The following is a 16,282-nucleotide window of genomic DNA, read 5'->3' on the forward strand; positions in this document are numbered from 1 at the left end:
TGGTGAAGCCTTTGTCAACGTATTTTGCAGGATTTTAATCTATGCGCTGCAAGATTGTGGAATTTAAATAGTAGAACTCTGGTAACATGTTTTATTTTGCAGCAAGATTTTACAAATGCTGCAAATACACAAAACACATGCTTGACAAGGCCGCCCGTCCGGGACTATAATGTCCGCAGGACGGCAAAGGCGCCGCAGGGATATTCCTGCGGCGCCTTTGTATTTTGCAACCGCGTAAAGGAGGAATCCAAGTATGGCCGACACCCCGCAGATTTTCGGCAGCATGGTCTTTTCGGACAGCGTGATGAAGGAGCGCCTGCCGCGCGAAACCTATCAGGCGCTGCGGCGCACCATGCAGACCGGCAAGAAGCTCGACCCGGCACTCGCCAATGTGGTCGCCAACGCCATGAAGGATTGGGCGGTGGAGAAGGGCGCGACCCATTTCACCCACTGGTTCCAGCCGATGACCGGAATCACCGCCGAGAAGCACGACAGCTTCATCTCCCCCACCGCAGAGGGCAATGTGATCATGGAGTTCTCCGGCAAGGAGCTCGTCAAAGGCGAGCCGGACGCCTCCTCCTTCCCCTCGGGCGGACTGCGCGCCACCTTTGAGGCGCGGGGCTACACCGCCTGGGACCCCACCTCCTATGCGTTCATCAAGGACGGCACCCTGTGCATCCCCACCGTTTTCTATTCCTACGGCGGCGAGGCCCTGGACAAAAAGACCCCCCTGCTGCGTTCGATGGAGGTCTTCAGCAAACAGGCCATGCGCATCTTGCGGCTCTTCGGCACCGAGGCGGGCCGGGTCAACACCACCGTCGGGTGCGAGCAGGAATATTTCCTCATCGACCGCGCGCTTTATGAGCAGCGCAAGGACCTGGTCTTCTGCGGGCGCACCCTCTTCGGTGCCAGACCTCCGAAGGGCCAGGAGCTGGAGGACCACTACTTCGGGGCGATCAAGCCGCGGGTCAAGGAGTTCATGCGGGATCTGGACGAAGAGCTCTGGAAGCTCGGCATCTCGGCCAAGACCGAGCACAACGAGGTCGCCCCCGCCCAGCACGAGCTGGCCCCCATATTCACCACCACCAACATCGCCGCCGACCACAACCAGCTGACCATGGAGATGATGAAGAAGGTCGCCCGCCGCCACGGCATGGCCTGTCTGCTGCATGAAAAGCCCTTCGCCGGGGTCAACGGCTCAGGCAAGCACAACAACTGGTCGATCTGCACCGACACCGGGCTCAACCTCCTCGAGCCGGGCGACTCCCCCGGCGAGAACGCGCAGTTCCTGCTTTTCCTGTGCGCCGTCATCAAGGCGGTGGACGAATACCAGGACCTGCTGCGCGTCTCGGTCGCCGGGGCGGGCAACGACCACCGCCTGGGCGCCAGCGAGGCGCCGCCGGCCATCGTGTCGATGTTTTTGGGCGACGAGCTGACCGGGGTGCTCGATTCGATCGAGCAGGGCTCCAGCTGCGACCCCAAGACCAAGGAGGAGCTGCGCGTGGGGGTCCATGTGCTGCCCCGCTTCCCACGGGATGCCACCGACCGCAACCGCACCTCGCCCTTCGCCTTCACCGGCAACAAGTTCGAGTTCCGCATGCTCGGCTCGACCCATTCGATCTCCGGGCCCAACACCGTGCTCAACACCATCGTCGCCGAGGCGCTCTGTCAGTTTGCGGACATCCTTGAAGGGGCCGGGGACTTCCCCTCGGAGCTGCACAACCTCATCCGGGACACCTACCGCCAGCACAAGCGGATCGTCTTCAACGGCAACAACTATTCCGACGAGTGGGCGGCCGAGGCCAAGCGCCGGGGGCTCCTAAACCTCAAGACCACGGTGGACGCGCTGCCCTATTTGGTCACAGAAAAAAATATCGCGCTCTTCCAAAAGCATCATATTTTCAGTGGAGCGGAGATGCATTCCCGCTATGAGATCCTGCTTGAAAACTACTGCAAGACGCTGAACATCGAAGCCCTTGCCATGCTGGATATGGTCAAAAAGGACATCATCCCCGCGGTCTGCGCCTATTCCAAGGACCTGTGCGAGGGAGCCGCGGCCAAAAAGGCACTGGACGCCGACCTTGACTGTGACCTCGAATGGGAGCTTGTTTCGGAGCTCTCGTCACTGGGGAGCGGTTTATACAAAAAGGCCAGGAAGTTGGAAAGCGACCTGCTGGGCGTCAAAAGCCGCGGGGACCTGAAGGCGCAGGCCGACTGCTACAAGGACGTGGTCTTCTGCGACATGCGGGAGCTGCGCGCCGCGGCCGACGAGCTGGAGCTCCTCATCGGCGGGAGGTACTGGCCCTTCCCGACCTATGGCAAGCTGCTCTTTGGCATCTGAGCCGCGCCGCTCCGGTCCGCTCAATCAAACCAGCGACATGGCGACGGACATGAAGATGATGGACAGGATGATAGCCACCGGGTTGAGCGTGCTCGCGACCGACGAATTGCTGTCGATCTTGTGCGAATAGATCATGCACAGGTTCGGGATCGGCGCAAAGACGCAGACGGCCAGCACCTGCTTCATCAGGGCGGGGCCGGGCAGGAAATACAGGATGAAGATGAACAGGGCCACGCTGCAGGCCAGCCGCAATCCCAGGATGGAGAGGATGTCCTTGAGATCCTCCTTCTTGATTTGCAGCTCAAACGAGACGCCCAGCATGAGCATCACCAGCGGCGCGTTCGCCTTGCCGACAAAGCCCGCCAGCTCCATCACCGGGGTGGGGAGGGATAGGTGCAGCAGTGAAATAATTGTCATGAACAGGTAAGCGATAAAGGGGACCGAGCTCAGCAGGGAGCGGCAGATTTCACGCAGCTGTGCCAGGATCCCCTTTTTCTGCCCGAAGAGCAGCTTGGCGATGGAGTAGGTCGTCCCCATCGTGAAAAAGGAGTCCGCCGTGTCGAACATGCACAGGTAGGGCACGCCGGCCGGATAGAAGGACTGGAGGAAGGGAATCGCGATCCCGCCGAGGTTGAACCCGGGTGTGTTGATGAAATAGATCGCCCGCTCCTGGGGCTTCCTTCCCCGCGAGGCCAGTGCGCCGGCGGCAAGGTTAAACAGGTTGCTGAAAATCCCCAGGGAAAAGGCGACCATGAACCACAGCGTCACCTCCACTCCGGCGTAGCTGCTGACGACCAGCGCGGGCAGGGTGGCGTAAAAGATGATGCTTGCAAAGACGCTGCTGTTCTCCCTTTGAAAGATGCCCACCCGTTTGAGCAGGAACCCGAGGCACATCGTCGCCAGATAAATTGCCGCCTGAAGCCAAATATCCATTTTCCATACTCCTCTCCTGAAACAAAAAATCGCGTTACATCCACCTGGGTTGTAACGCGATCCTCGCATATTTACTATAGCAAATTGAAGCATCCGGCGCAAGCGGCAAAAGAAAACCAAGATTTTTCGCATTTCAAAAGAGATTATGTTGAAAATGCCGGGGCGGTGCGTCAGAATTCTTTCTCTCTTTTCCCGACTTCTTGCTTTTGGGGCCCTTTTGGGGGTATAATGCAGTCAACGGGATCAAAGGAGGAGCGGTATGATACTGACGGTGGACATCGGCAACGCCCAGATCAAGGCGGGCGGCTTCATAGGGGAGCGTCTCTCCTTCGTGCTGCGCCTGGATACCGACGAGCGGCGCACGGCCGGGCTCTATGCCGCGCAGCTGCGCGAGCTGCTCTCCCTGTACGGGTTCGGCGGCGTTTCCTTCGAGGGGGCGATCGTCTCCTCGGTGGTGCCTTTGCTGCTGCCGGTGCTGGATGAGGCGCTGCACCTCATCGGCGCGCCGCGGGTGCTCACCGTCGGCCCGGGGATCAAGACCGGGCTCAACCTCAAGATCGACAATCCCGTGGGGACCGGGCCGGACCTGGTCTGCGGCGCCGTGGGGGCGCTGCAGCTCTGGCAGCCGCCCTGCGTGATCTTCGATTTCGGCACGGCGACCACCGTGGCCGCCCTGGACGGGAGCGGGGCCCTGGTGGGCAAGGCGATCATGGCCGGGGTGCAGATTTCCCTGGACGCGCTCGCCGAGCGCACCGCCTGCCTGCCCCGGCTGGGGGTGGCCCCTCCCGGCGCACTGCTTGGGAAAAACACCCAGGAGGCCATGCTGGGCGGCGCCGTCTACGGTGCGGCGGCGATGACGGACGGGCTGATCTCGCGCTACCGGGCGATCTATGGCGAAAGCCTGACCTGTATCCTGACAGGCGGGTTATCCGGCCAGATCGTCCCCTGCTGCGAAAGCGAGGTCACGCACGAGCCGAACCTCAATCTCCTGGGGCTGCGGGCCATCTACCTGCGCAACTCCTGACGCTTCCCGTCCCCGCCGGGGGGCTACCCGGCAAAAACATGCGTTGCATCCCGCAGCGGCGGGAGCGACAGCAAGGAGGACTTTATGAAAACAAACCAAAGGGTCACCGAGCTCACCCAGACCTCGCTGCTCATCGCGATCATCGCGCTGCTGGCGCTGGTCCCCTTCCTCGGGTACATCCCGGTCGGGCCGATCCGCGCGACGACCATCCATATCCCGGTCATCATCGGGGCGATCCTGCTCGGTCCCAAAAAGGGCGCGCTGCTCGGCTTCTGCTTCGGGCTGACCAGTTTCTTGACCAACACCTTCTCCCCCACGCCGCTTTCCTTCGTCTTCTCCCCCTTCGTCCCGGTGCCCGGCTCGGACAGCGGCAGCTTTCTTTCGCTGCTGATCGCCTTCCTGCCGCGCATCCTGATCGGGGTGGTCGCGGGGGCGGTCTTCGGCCTCCTTTGCCGCCATCACAAATCCCAGACGCTCGGCTGTGTGCTCGCGGGCTTCCTCGGGTCGATGACCAACACCATCCTGGTGATGGGGGGGATTTACTTCTTCTTCGGCCCCAGCTATGCGGCGGCCAAGAACATGACCTTCGAGGCGCTGCTCGGCTTCATTGGCGGGGTGATCGCCCTCAACGGGGTGATCGAAGCGCTGGTGGCCTCGGTCCTGGGCGCGGCGGTTGCGCGGCCGCTGCTGAAATACTTAAAGAAATAACCGCCCTATAGAGAGAAAGCGGGCTGCCGACTCCATCGGCAGCCTGCTTTTTTATACCATTTATTGCCCGAGATAGGCCCGGCGGTAGATTGCCTCGATCTGCTCCAAGGCCGCCGGCACCGGGTTGGCACCGGTGCACCGGTCCTCGAGCGCCGCCCGGCTGAGATCGGGCAGCCCCTCCTCGAACTCCTGCCGCCCGAGCCCCGTCCCGGCGATCCCCTTGGGGAAGGAGAGCGTATCCAGCAGCCCGCGCACCGTGCCGATCAGGTTATATGCGCCGGCTAGCGGATTGGCCGCCGGCAGGCCGAGCATTTTTGCGAGCTCGGCGTACCGCGCCCGCGCGCGCAGGCTCTCGGGACATTCGTTCCCCATGAGCCCGGCGTTGTAGGAAATCACATCGGGCAGCAACAGGGCGTTGCTGCGCCCGTGGGGGATATGGAACCGCCCGCCCAGGGCGTGGGCCATCCCGTGGTTGAGCCCGAGGCTTGCCTCGTTGAAGGCGATCCCCGCCATGCAGGAGGCGTTGTGCAGCCGCTCGCGGCGGCACTCGTCCTTCCCGTCGCGGTAAAGCTGCGGCAGATTTTCGCAGACCAGCGTGATCGCCTTCTGCGCCAGCGCATCGGTGAAGTCGGTCGCCTGCGGGGAGACATAGGCCTCCAGCGCGTGGGTGAACACATCCATCCCGGTATCGGCAGTGACCGCCGCCGGCACGCTCAGGGTGAGCGCTGGGTCGAGGATCGCGATATCGGGGAGCATCTCTTCATCCACCAACGGGTATTTGACTGCCTTTCCCGGATCGGACACCACCGAGAAGGCGGTCACCTCGCTGCCGGTCCCGCTGGTCGTGGGGATGGCGACAAAGAACGGGCGCGCCTGCCCGCCGCCGGTATAAATTTTCAGCACCGCCTTGGCGGTATCGATGGCCGAGCCGCCGCCCAGCGCCACCACCAGGTCAGGCAGTACCTCCCCGATCGCCTTGACGCCCTTTGCCACCGCCTGCACCGTCGGATCGGGAACCACCTCAGAAAACACCCGGCAGCTGATCCCCCGCTCCCCGAGCGGGCCGCTCACGAGGTCCGCCATCTTCGAGCGGACCATGAACGGGTCACAGACCAGGAAGGCCGAGCGCGCCGAAAGGTTTCTCAGTGCTTCGAGCGAGCCCGGTCCGGTATAAACCTTGGTTTTTAGTGAAAATGTGTTCATCTGTCTCCCTCCCAGCCCAAGCCTTCAAGATAGGCGAGCACCTCCCGCACGCCCTCGCCGCTGAGGTTGCTCACCATGAAAACCTGCCCGCAGCCCGCCAGGCCCAGCCACTGCGCGGCCCTCTCCCTGCACGCGGTATCCGGCGCCAGGTCGACTTTCGTCACCAGTCCGATGGCGGGCTTTTGAAACATCGACACGAAGCCCGGGGCAAAGACGCTCTGCTCGTCGGTGGCGGACTGCACCAGCACGATCAGGTCGGCGTCCGCCGCGGTGACTACCAGCGCCCGGTAAAGGCTGCGGTTTTCAATATACTCCCCGGGCGTATCGATCGCGCTGCCCACAACCTGCACCATCTGGGTCTTTTGGTAGCGCAGCTCCTGCCCCCTCATCGCCTGGCAGAAGCTGGTTTTTCCGCAGCTGGTGCGCCCCACCAGCATGATCCTCGCCTCGCTCATGAGCGGGTGATGGGCGCGCCCGAAAAGCCCAGCGTACCGCAGAGCAGGCCGAGCACCGCGCCGAGGGAGGCCTCGACGCTCTCCACGTCCCCGGTGACCACCAGCGACCCGGAAAACCGGTCCACAAAGGCGATCGCCACGGCGGCCGCCTTGGTCGCCACGTCCGCCGCGATGATGGCCGCCTCGCTGGGCGTGATGGTCAGAATCCCGATGGCTTCGCCGTGCTCCCCCGCGATCCCGAGCTTTTTATACAGGTCCTCGACCGGATGCGCGATCAGGTGCGCCAAGGTGACCTGCTTGCCGGGCACGTATTCTTGGATGACGCGCTGCTTGTTCTCGTCCATCATGAGACCATCCTTCAACATTTTGCCTCCACGCTGTCGATGATCCCGACGATGGCCGCGTCCACCGGGGGCTCGCTTTGCCCCACCGCGCGCCGGGCCGTGCTGCCCGAAACCACCAGTACCCGCTCGCCGATCCCGGCGCCCACCACGTCCGCCGCCACCAGCGTCGGGCCCGCGGGCTTGCCGTCCGGGGTCAGCTCCCGTACCACCATCAGCTTGAGCCCGTTTAAGGCCGGCTCCTTCTTGGTCGCCCAGACGTTGCCGATCACCTCGCCGATTATCATCGTCTTCACCCTTCCGTTATTGTTTCATGTTAGACGTACCGCACGTCGATCTTGCGTTCGCGCAGCACATCCCTGGCCGAGGGGGTCAAGAGCGTTCCCTTTTGCAGGGCCAGGGTACGCTCGCCCGCAGCGCAGAGCCGCTTCGCCTCCTCCTCGCAGATCACCTGCCGCCGCGCGGCCGGGGCGGCTTCACGGCATACCGGCTCCGGCAGTTCGGGCGGTTTTACCGGCATTGTCCCGCCGCAAAGCAGCTCGCCCTTGTCCCCGCTTTGGCACAGGCAGGCGTTGGCCTCGTCGAAGTCGATGTGCATGGCGAGCGAAAACTGCCCGCTGACCCGCACCACCACATCCTCGAAGGTGATTGGCCGCGCGGTCATGGCGCGCACCCGCACGCGCTGGTTGTCGTGCACCCCGAAGCGCTGCGCATCCGCGGGGGCCATGTGGATATGGTTTTGCGCCACCATCACCGACTCGGGAGCGAAAACCACGGTGCGCTCGCTCATGATGTGTATCCCGGGACAGCCCGCCGTGTCGCCCGAAAGGCGCACCGGGGCCTGCAGCCCAAGCGCACGCGCATCGGTTTGCGACAGCTCGACCTGGGTGTGCTCCCGCGCGGGGCCGAGCACCGCGACCGCGCGCAGTTCCCCCTTCGGGGTCAGCAAAGTGACCCGCTCGTTACAGAGGAACTGCCCCGGTTGGGAGAGCGGCCGCTTTTCACTTAGGCTGTAGCCCGGACCGAACAGCGCCTCGACGTCCTGCTGCGAGAGGTGGACGTGCCGCGCCGAGATTTCGAGCGGCACCGCGCCAAGGCTCCTGCCGGCATTCCCGGACTGCTGCAAAACCCGCCCGGCCACCTGGGCGGCAATCGCGCGCACCATGCCCTCATCCATTTTCTGTTTCCTCCCCGTACTGCCCCGCCTTCTGGCGGCACATCATGATATAAAAGGCGCTGCTCAGGCGGTTGAGCGCCTGCAGCAGGTCCCCGCGCTGCACCTGTCCCTCTTTACAGAAGGCTGCCACCGCCGCGAGCTCCGCTTCTCTGGCAAGAGCGCGCAACAGGTTGAGCCCCGCGCAGACCCCGCCGAGCCGATGGTCCGGCAGGATATGCCCAAAGCCGAAATACTTCTGCGGATTGTGGGATTGTTCCCGCAGCCCGCCTTCGTCAAGGCCCAGCAGACGGCCCGCCCCCAGCGGCTTGCCGGTAACCTCACAGGAGAGGATCCGGCGTGTGAAGGCGAGCGCCTCGTCAAGATCGCGGACCAGCTTTTCCCGGGCGCCGCAGCACGCCTGCAGGCAGATGATCTGCGCTTCGAGGGTATCCAGCTTTCCGCGCAGCACGATCCTGGGATGGGTCTTCTCCACCAGCGTGTTGCCGTAAAGATGGGTCATCTGCTCCGGCTTTTCGCGGTAGACGTTCCCGTCCAGGCCGACATATTTTCCGCCCTGCTGTTCCTTCGCCGGGTGGATGTCGGGGTTTTCCGCTTCCCCCTCCACCACCAGCGTCAAGCGCATGTCCTCGATGTAGGCGCGCGCCTGGGGGGTGACATAGTCCTCTTTTTTGACATGGATTTCAGACAGATGGTCCCGAAAGATCATCTGCCGGATGGTGTCCTCCCGGTAAACAGCCATGAAGATGTTACTTCACGGCCGGCAGGATCGCCTCGACCTCATTGTGCGGGCGCGGGATCACATGCACCGAAACCAGCTCCCCGACCTTCGAGGCCGCCGCCGCGCCCGCGTCGGTCGCCGCCTTCACGGCCCCGACGTCCCCGCGCACCATCACGGTCACCAGCCCGCCGCCCACATGCTCCTTGCCGATTAAAGTGACGTTCGCCGCCTTCACCATCGCGTCCGCCGCCTCGATCGAAGCGACCAGTCCCTTGGTCTCGATCATTCCCAGTGCCTGTAAATTAGCCATTGTATTTTACCCCTTTCAAAGTAACCGTTTTATTTCGCCGCCGGTACCTGCGGCAGGATCGCCTCGACCTCGCCGTGCGGGCGCGGGATCACATGCACCGAAACCAGCTCTCCGACCTTCGAGGCCGCAGCAGCGCCCGCGTCGGTCGCCGCCTTCACGGCCCCGACGTCCCCGCGCACCATCACGGTCACCAGCCCGCCGCCCACATGCTCCTTGCCGATTAGAGTGACGTTCGCCGCCTTCACCATCGCGTCCGCCGCCTCGATTGAAGCGACCAAACCCTTGGTCTCGATCATGCCCAATGCCTGTAAATTGACTGCCATCTGTATTCCTCCCAAAGTAATTTATGATTTATAGCTGATAACCCTGCGCCTGCAGGTTTTTGATGACTTCCTTGGTGATCCGCGCGATGTCCGCCTCGCTCATCTGAGGCGGTGCGCTTCTTTGCGCCGCCGCGGGGGCGGCGGACCGCAGGTCCTCCAGCTCCCGCACGCCCCAGGCGACCCGCCGGATGTTTAAGAGGTTCATCGGCCCCACGTTGTCCGACGTTGCGCTCCCCCCGACGGCCCCGCACCCGAGGGTGAGCGCCGGGGCCAGATTGGTGGTGGCCCCCACGCCGCCGAGCGCCCCGGGGGTATTGACCAACAGGCGGGAGATTGGCTTCTTGAGCGCGAACTCGCGGATGACCTCCTCATTTTCCGAGTGGATGGTCATGGTGTGGCCCACCCCCTCGTTCTCGAGGATTTCAATGCACCGCTCGCAGGCGCGCTCCCAGTTTTCCTCGGTGTAAAAGGCCAAAATCGGGCAGAGCTTCTCGCGCGAATAGGGGTTGCGCGGCGACACGGTGCTCTGCTCGCTGATCAGCACCCGCGTGCCCTGCGGCACCGTGATGCCCGCCATCTTGGCGATGGTCGTCGCGCTCTTGCCCACGATGGCCGGGTTCATGGTGTTGTTCGGGCGCATGATCAGCCGCTCGACCCGCTGCGACTGCTCGGCGTCCATGAACCAGGCGCCCTGGTCTTTGAGCTCGGCGACCACCCGCTCCTTGATGCAGCCCTCGGTCACGACCGACTGCTCGGACGCGCAGATGGTGCCGTTGTCGAAGGTCTTGCTGTCCAGAATGCGCTTGACCGCCTTTTTTATATCGGCGCTGCGCTCGATGTAGGCCGGGCCGTTGCCCGGGCCCACCCCGATGGCGGGATTGCCCGAGGAATAGGCCGCCTTGACCATCGCCCCGCCGCCGGTGGCCAGGATCACCCCGGTAAATTTATGGCGCATGAGCTCGTTCGTCGCCTGCATGGTACAGGTCTCGATACAGCCGATCAGCCCGTCGGGCGCGCCGGCCGCCTTCGCCGCCTGACGCATGACCGCCACCGTCTCCTTGATGCACCCCTGGGCGTTCGGATGGGGGCTCAGAACGATCGCGTTGCCCGCCTTGAGCGAGATGATGGTTTTGAACATCGCCGTCGAGGTGGGGTTGGTGGAGGGGATCAGCGCCGCGACCACCCCGACCGGGACGGCCACCTCGATCAGCCCCCGCGCTTTGTCCTCGCTCACGATTCCGACGGTCTTCATGTCCTTGATGTAGTCCCAGACGGTCCGGCTACCAAGCAGGTTTTTGAGCACCTTGTCCTCAGCGATCCCGAACCCGGTCTCTTCAACCGCCAGCTCGGCGAGCCGCCCGGCGTTTTGCTCGCAGGCCAAAACGATCTGCTCCACCAGACGGTCGATCTGCCGCTGGTCCCAGCCGGCAAGGTCGCGCTGCGCCTGGCGGGCGGCGATCATCAGCTCGCGCACCTCCTGGATGGATTGTAAATCGCGGTCCAGCTTCAACGGGCCCCCTCCTCTCTCTCACTCGGGCGGGCGGCCACCGCGCAGACCATCTGCGCGAAGGCGTTGCAGGCCGCCTTGCAGGCCGCCTGCTCGCCGGTGAGCAGCCCGCCGGCAAAGTTGGTTTCGGTCGGCGGGCCGTAAAAGAGCCGCAGCTCCACGTCCGCCGCCTTGAGCGCCGCATCCAGCGCGCAGACCGCCTCGGCGGGCGGGGCGATGAGATAGGCCAGCGCCTCGCCCTCGGGAATCTGCGCCTCCCTCGAAAGATAGCTTCCGGTGCGGGAGATGCAGTGCGCAAAGTAGATCACCGAATCGTCGTCGTTCGCGCTGTAGAAGGCGGCGTCGCGCTCGATAAAGCTCAGCGCCGCTTCGATCCCGCTGCGGGTTTCCTCCGGGTCCTCGCCCGCCAGAATCCCGATGAACTCCCCCGCCAGCGCGGTGGAGGCGTTCCTGGCCCCCGCGTACATGCTGCGCGCGTAGACCACCGTGACCCTCGCCTTCTTGGTCGCCTCGTCCAGCGCGGCATAGGAGACGTCGTCGCTGTCGGTGGTGATGATCCCGAGCGAACGGCAGCCCTCCGGCACGCCCAGCGCCTGCAGCAGCGCCCCGTCGGCGTTGGGCAGGAAGCGGGTACTGAGCACCGTGGTTTTAATCTTATCGCCTGTCATCTTCTGAACATTCCTTTCCACCAAACGCTATAGTTGCAGCTCGACGCCGCTCTTTTTACGTTCCAGCATGGTTTTGATCAGCCCCGCGATGTGCGCGCCTGCCTCCACCGCCGGGATGCCGCCTTTATGGATATTGGAAACCACCGTGCGGCGCGCCTCGGGCATGCCGACCGTGGCCTTATAGGCGATATAAGCGCTCATGCTGTCCGCCGTCGCCAGGCCCGGCCGCTCGCCGATCAGCACGCAGGTGACCTCGGCGCCCAGCGCCTCGCTGACGGCGTCCATCGCCGGAACCCGGCCGAAGCGCACGAAGAAGGGCGTCCCGGCCGTGATCCCGTAGTCGCGCAGCGCGTCGAGGAGGGAGGGAAGGATGTCCCTGGCATTCGCATCCACCGCCTGGCTGCTCAGCCCGTCCGAGAGGTAAATCTGTACCTGCGGGGCCTGCCGGCACTTCGCCTTCAGCTCATTTGTCGTCTCGGGAGAAAACCGCCGCCCAAGGTCGGGGCGGGTGAGGTGCTCGTTGCGGTCCTGGCAGAGCGTTTGCACCGAAAAGAGCCCCAGCTCCCCGAGCAGCGCCGGGTCCACGTCCCGAAAGACCGCGTCCCGCGCCACCGCGTGGTCGGCGCGCAGGGTCAGCATGGTGTCGGTGCGAAGCCGGGGCCCCGCCTTGCCCACCCCGATCCGCGCCGGGGTGCGCCTTTTCATCCCCGCGAGCGCCTCGGGGTTTTGGGGATTTTGCAGCGTCGGCACCGCCTTGTGCGCAGCGCTGGTCAAGTCCACCATCGCAGCGCTGGTCAAGTCCACCATCGCGTCGCTGGTCAGATCCACCAATGCGCCGCCGCTCAAATCCCGCAAAGCCTCCTGCGCGGGAGGGGCGGCCTGCGACGGCCCCTCCACGGGGGGCGCGGCAACCTGCGCCGCGCCGGATGGCGGAAGATTCTCCAGCTCCTTCATCACGGCCCTGGTGATCATCTCCAAAATGTCCTCCATCAGCGCGCGCCCCCTTTCATGGTAAAGATGGTCGGATCGCCCGCGTCGGGGGTAAGCCTCCCGTTTTCCATGATCCCCATGCGCTCGAGCCAGCACTCGAATTCCCGGATGGGGCGCAGGCCGAGGATTTCCCGCACCGCCGCCGCATCCTGGTAGGAGTTGGACTGGTAGTTGAGCATCACATCATCGCTCGCCGGCACCCCGATGACATAGGTGCACCCGGCGCTGGCGAGCAGCACGGTGAGGTTCTCGATGTCGTTTTGATCGGCCATCATATGGTTGGTATAGCAGCAGTCGCACCCCATGGGAATCCCGGTGAGCTTGCCCATGAAGTGGTCCTCCAGCCCCGCGCGGATGACCTGCTTGCTGTCGTAGAGGTATTCCGGCCCGATGAAGCCGACCACCGTGTTGACCATGAAGGGATGAAACGCCTTGGCGAAGCCGTAGCAGCGCGCCTCCATGGTGACCTGGTCGGTGCCGTAGTGCGCGTCGGAGCTGAGCTCCGACCCCTGCCCGGTCTCGAAGTAGAGCACGTTCGGTCCGGTGCCGGTGCCTCTTGTTTTCATCAGCTCCTGCGCCTCTTTGACCGTCTCGATTCCGAAGCCGAAGGCCTCGTTCCCCTTCTGGCTGCCGGCGATGGACTGGAAGATCATGTCCGCCGGGGCGCCCGAGCGGATCGCCTCGATCTGGGTGGTAATATGCGCGAGCACGCAGGTCTGGGTGGGAATCTGCCACTCATTCTTAATTTCGTTGAAGCGCTTGAGGATTTGTGCCGCGCTCGCCGCGGTGTCGTTGACCGGGTTGAGCCCGATCACCGCGTCCCCCACCCCGTAGCTGAGCCCCTCGTAGAGCGAGGCGGTGATCCCCTCGACGTTGTCGGTGGTGTGGTTGGGCTGCAGCCTCGTGGACAGGGTGCCGCGCACCCCCATGGTGGTGTTGCAGTGGGTGTGGATGCGGATCTTGTTGGCGGCGTAGATCAGATCGAGGTTGCTCATCAGCTTCGCCACCCCGGCGATCATCTCGCTGGTCAATCCCCGGCTGATCCGCTTGATGTCCTCCTCGCTTGTGCGGTAGTCGAGCAGCCATTCGCGCAGCTCGCCCACCGACCAGCCCCGGATCGAATTATAAATGGGCTCGTTCACCCCGTCCTGGATCAGCCTCGTCACATCGTCGATCTCATAATCCACAGCCGGGCTGTTGCGCAGATCGCTCAAAAGAAGGTTGCTCAAAACCTCCTTGGCGGCGACCCGTTCGCTGTCGCTCCCGGCGGCCAGCCCCGCCAGCACGTCGCCGCTCTTCTGCTCGTTGGCCTTGGCCAGGACCTCCTTGACCGTCTTAAACTCGTAGGTCCTGCCCGCCAGCGTCGTTTTCAGTCTCAAACCTTTTCCTCCTCCGTCAGCCGTAGATCAGCGTCTTGCAGACGACCGGAACGGCCATCCCGTCCATCAGCGGCTTCCCAATATCCAGGTAATCCCCTTCCCCGGCCTGCACGCTGTCGATCGAAACCACCGGCCTTTGGCCCTTTAGCAGGCGCCAAAGTGCAAGCCCCAGGGATTTTGAAAAGTCGTATCGCGTCAATACCAGCAGCGGCTGGCCCGGCGGCAGCTCTTCGGCCGCCCCGGCCAGGGCGCCCGCCAGGGCGCCCACCTCGCGGTAGCTGGGGTTCTGCGTCTGCCGCAGGCAGAAAAACAGGTTGTCCGCGTCGCTCTGCTGCAAAAACCAGCGCGCCTGCTCCCGCAGCGCGCCGCACTCCCCGGCAAGGCATGACCGTTCCGTCCCGGGATCCAGCGCCAGCACCGGCACGTTCTTGAGCGGGAAGAGCCCCTCGCCGCTGTAGAAGATGGTGCTGCCGCTGAGCGTGGTGGTATAGCTTCCCGCCCCGACCACCGTCGCCCGGATGGTCTCGAGCGGGGGCACCACGTTGCAGCACCGGAACCATCCGCTCTCGCGGATGCTGTCGGCCAGCAGCAGCCCGATGTCGCCGTAGCGGCGCCAATCCTTTGCCGGGTGATAGATATAATCCGCGACGCCGCCTGAAAAGGACAGCGCGTCGATTTTTTGCTTTAAAGAAAACGCGCTGCTCCCCGCCGTTTGCAGCGGCGGGAGCCGGTCCGTCGCCGGCAGCAGCCCCAGCGCCTCGCCGAGCAGCGAGGCCATCCGGTCGGTGAGGGCGCGCAGCCCCTCCTCGCCGGCGGGCGCTCCAAGCGGGAGGGAAAACCCAAGCTCCTCGAGCAGCGGCCGCAGCCGCTCGCTGACATAGGTGATTGCGCCCGCCTCGTCGGTCCTCACCAGCCGTCCGCCGACGTCATAGCACCCCTTGGCACAGAGCTCCCCGCAGCAAAACGCCGCCAAGTTGCTCGTCCCACCGCCGATGTCGAGATTGACGGCGGTGCAGCCGCGCTGCTGCGAGAGCTGCTGCGCCCCGGCGCCCTTGGCTGCGATGATCGACTCGAGGTCGGGGCCCGCGGTGGCGACCACGAAATCCCCGCAAAACTCCCCGAGCGAGGCGGCGAGAGCGGCGGCGTTCTCCTTTCGCGCGGACTCCCCGGTGATGATGACCGCCCCGGTGCTTACCTCGGCGGGGGTGATCCCGGCCTTGGCGTATTCCCCGGCAACGATCTCTCTCACCCGCCCGGCGTCGATATGGCTTTCGTCCAGCAGCGGGGTTACGTGGATCCCGCCGCGGTAGACGATTTTTTTGTCGATGATCGAGAGCGCGGGCACCGTGAAGCCCGAGGCGGTGTTGCGCACGAGCAGGGAAGAAAAGATCACGCTGGTGGTGGAGGTGCCCACGTCGATCCCCACGCTGAGCAATTCACTGTCCAACCGCTTCCCTCCCCGCCCACATACAAAAAATGCTTAAACAACAAGAAGTTATTGTTTAAGCGTCGTTGCTCCTTATAAAGATAAAATTACCCGTCCTTTATCTTACACCATTTCGCCCCAAAAAACAAGTTTCCCCGTCTCCTTTTCCCGCCTTCTTGCCAAGGGGCGCAAAAGAAGGTACAATACCAGCATATTGTATCAGGACGAAAGCCGGGCCCCTCTGGCTTTAGAAAAAGGAAGGATGATCAACATGAAGGCAGTGATCCAGCGGGTGCGCAGCGCAAAGGTGACGATCGATGGGGAGGTTTCGGGCGAGATCGGGCAGGGATTTTTGGTGCTGCTCGGGGTTTCGGGAACAGACACCGAACGCGAATGCGACTACCTGGCCGCGAAGGTCCTTGGGCTGCGGGTCTTCGAGGACCAGGAAGAAAAAATGAACCTCGCTCTCCAGGACGTTGGCGGGCAGGTGCTGGTGGTTTCGCAGTTCACCCTCTACGGTGACTGCAAAAAGGGCAACCGTCCCTCTTTCATCGGGGCGGCGCGGCCCGAGCGGGCTATCCCGCTCTACGAGCGGTTTGTGGAAACCGTGCGGCGTGCGGGGATCGAAACCGCCACCGGGCGCTTCGGGGCGGACATGCTGGTCGCCCTGGAAAACGACGGGCCGGTCACCATAATAATGGATACCGACGAGATCATGCCGAAAAAGAATTGATAATCGCAAGTGGGAGGGGCCTGCATAGGCCCCTCCCACTTGTCCT

18 protein-coding genes are annotated in these 16,282 nt (G+C 63.7%); 4 read left to right on the top strand and 14 right to left on the bottom strand.

The genetic code is table 11. From position 1 onward, the window contains the following. Positions 1 to 253 precede the first annotated feature (253 nt). Positions 254 to 2,341 carry a glutamine synthetase III family protein gene (locus B5477_RS09600; RefSeq protein WP_079699483.1) on the top strand — a complete coding sequence of 696 codons (2,088 nt, stop codon included), beginning with the start codon at positions 254 to 256 and terminating at the stop codon, positions 2,339 to 2,341. Positions 2,342 to 2,365: 24 nt separating this feature from the next. Here B5477_RS09600 and B5477_RS09605 read toward each other — a convergent pair whose 3' ends face one another. Beyond that, positions 2,366 to 3,274, bottom strand: a complete 909-nt coding sequence (locus B5477_RS09605; RefSeq protein ID WP_079699484.1) for an AEC family transporter — start codon at positions 3,272 to 3,274, stop codon at positions 2,366 to 2,368. Between the two features lie 259 nt (positions 3,275 to 3,533). Between B5477_RS09605 and B5477_RS09610 the strand changes: the two genes are divergently transcribed. Beyond that, complete coding sequence (locus B5477_RS09610) at positions 3,534 to 4,298, top strand: type III pantothenate kinase (protein WP_079699485.1); 765 nt, start codon at positions 3,534 to 3,536, stop codon at positions 4,296 to 4,298. An 84-nt stretch (positions 4,299 to 4,382) separates the two neighbouring features. Then, the gene (locus B5477_RS09615; protein ID WP_079699486.1) at positions 4,383 to 5,006 is read left to right on the top strand and encodes an ECF transporter S component; all 624 of its coding nucleotides are present in this window, start codon (positions 4,383 to 4,385) and stop codon (positions 5,004 to 5,006) included. 60 nt (positions 5,007 to 5,066) lie between these two features. Here B5477_RS09615 and B5477_RS09620 read toward each other — a convergent pair whose 3' ends face one another. From B5477_RS09620 to B5477_RS09680, 13 genes are read right to left on the bottom strand one after another with little or no spacing between them, the layout of a single operon-like run. After that, positions 5,067 to 6,209 (bottom strand): 1-propanol dehydrogenase PduQ, encoded by a 1,143-nt coding sequence (locus tag B5477_RS09620; RefSeq protein WP_079699487.1) that lies wholly within the window; start codon positions 6,207 to 6,209, stop codon positions 5,067 to 5,069. Then, a complete protein-coding gene (locus B5477_RS09625; RefSeq protein WP_242942174.1) occupies positions 6,206 to 6,646 on the bottom strand; it encodes a EutP/PduV family microcompartment system protein in 441 nt (146 codons plus the stop codon). Before B5477_RS09625 ends, B5477_RS09620 begins: the two co-directional genes overlap by 4 nt. A gap of 14 nt (positions 6,647 to 6,660) precedes the next feature. Then, complete coding sequence (locus tag B5477_RS09630; RefSeq protein WP_079699489.1) at positions 6,661 to 7,011, bottom strand: BMC domain-containing protein; 351 nt, start codon at positions 7,009 to 7,011, stop codon at positions 6,661 to 6,663. A gap of 11 nt (positions 7,012 to 7,022) precedes the next feature. Next, positions 7,023 to 7,292, bottom strand: coding sequence for a EutN/CcmL family microcompartment protein (locus B5477_RS09635; protein WP_079699490.1), 270 nt, complete (start codon positions 7,290 to 7,292; stop codon positions 7,023 to 7,025). A gap of 29 nt (positions 7,293 to 7,321) precedes the next feature. Continuing rightward, positions 7,322 to 8,182 carry a phosphate propanoyltransferase gene (gene pduL / locus B5477_RS09640; RefSeq protein ID WP_242942175.1) on the bottom strand — a complete coding sequence of 287 codons (861 nt, stop codon included), beginning with the start codon at positions 8,180 to 8,182 and terminating at the stop codon, positions 7,322 to 7,324. Further along, on the bottom strand, positions 8,175 to 8,921 hold the full coding sequence (locus B5477_RS09645; protein ID WP_079699491.1) for a hypothetical protein: 747 nt from the start codon (positions 8,919 to 8,921) through the stop codon (positions 8,175 to 8,177). The genes pduL and B5477_RS09645 overlap by 8 nt, the downstream gene beginning before the upstream one ends. A gap of 7 nt (positions 8,922 to 8,928) precedes the next feature. Beyond that, positions 8,929 to 9,210 (bottom strand): BMC domain-containing protein, encoded by a 282-nt coding sequence (locus B5477_RS09650; protein ID WP_079699492.1) that lies wholly within the window; start codon positions 9,208 to 9,210, stop codon positions 8,929 to 8,931. A 29-nt stretch (positions 9,211 to 9,239) separates the two neighbouring features. Then, positions 9,240 to 9,533 carry an ethanolamine utilization microcompartment protein EutM gene (gene eutM, locus B5477_RS09655; RefSeq protein ID WP_079699493.1) on the bottom strand — a complete coding sequence of 98 codons (294 nt, stop codon included), beginning with the start codon at positions 9,531 to 9,533 and terminating at the stop codon, positions 9,240 to 9,242. A 28-nt stretch (positions 9,534 to 9,561) separates the two neighbouring features. Further along, complete coding sequence (locus tag B5477_RS09660; protein WP_200806045.1) at positions 9,562 to 11,043, bottom strand: acetaldehyde dehydrogenase (acetylating); 1,482 nt, start codon at positions 11,041 to 11,043, stop codon at positions 9,562 to 9,564. Then, positions 11,040 to 11,708, bottom strand: a complete 669-nt coding sequence (eutL, locus tag B5477_RS09665) for an ethanolamine utilization microcompartment protein EutL (RefSeq protein WP_079699494.1) — start codon at positions 11,706 to 11,708, stop codon at positions 11,040 to 11,042. Before eutL ends, B5477_RS09660 begins: the two co-directional genes overlap by 4 nt. A 27-nt stretch (positions 11,709 to 11,735) precedes the next feature. Continuing rightward, a complete protein-coding gene (gene eutC / locus B5477_RS09670; RefSeq protein ID WP_242942176.1) occupies positions 11,736 to 12,698 on the bottom strand; it encodes an ethanolamine ammonia-lyase subunit EutC in 963 nt (320 codons plus the stop codon). Beyond that, the gene (locus B5477_RS09675; RefSeq protein WP_079699495.1) at positions 12,698 to 14,077 is read right to left on the bottom strand and encodes an ethanolamine ammonia-lyase subunit EutB; all 1,380 of its coding nucleotides are present in this window, start codon (positions 14,075 to 14,077) and stop codon (positions 12,698 to 12,700) included. The genes eutC and B5477_RS09675 overlap by 1 nt, the downstream gene beginning before the upstream one ends. A gap of 16 nt (positions 14,078 to 14,093) precedes the next feature. Then, positions 14,094 to 15,524, bottom strand: coding sequence for an ethanolamine ammonia-lyase reactivating factor EutA (locus tag B5477_RS09680; RefSeq protein ID WP_079699496.1), 1,431 nt, complete (start codon positions 15,522 to 15,524; stop codon positions 14,094 to 14,096). A 250-nt stretch (positions 15,525 to 15,774) separates the two neighbouring features. Here B5477_RS09680 and dtd point away from each other — a divergent pair, with 250 nt between their 5' ends. Then, positions 15,775 to 16,236 (top strand): D-aminoacyl-tRNA deacylase, encoded by a 462-nt coding sequence (gene dtd, locus B5477_RS09685; RefSeq protein WP_079700456.1) that lies wholly within the window; start codon positions 15,775 to 15,777, stop codon positions 16,234 to 16,236. The last annotated feature ends 46 nt before the right edge of the window (positions 16,237 to 16,282 follow it).

It is taken from the genome of Provencibacterium massiliense, assembly GCF_900169495.1.
In the GTDB taxonomy this organism is placed as follows: domain Bacteria; phylum Bacillota; class Clostridia; order Oscillospirales; family Ruminococcaceae; genus Harryflintia; species Harryflintia acetispora.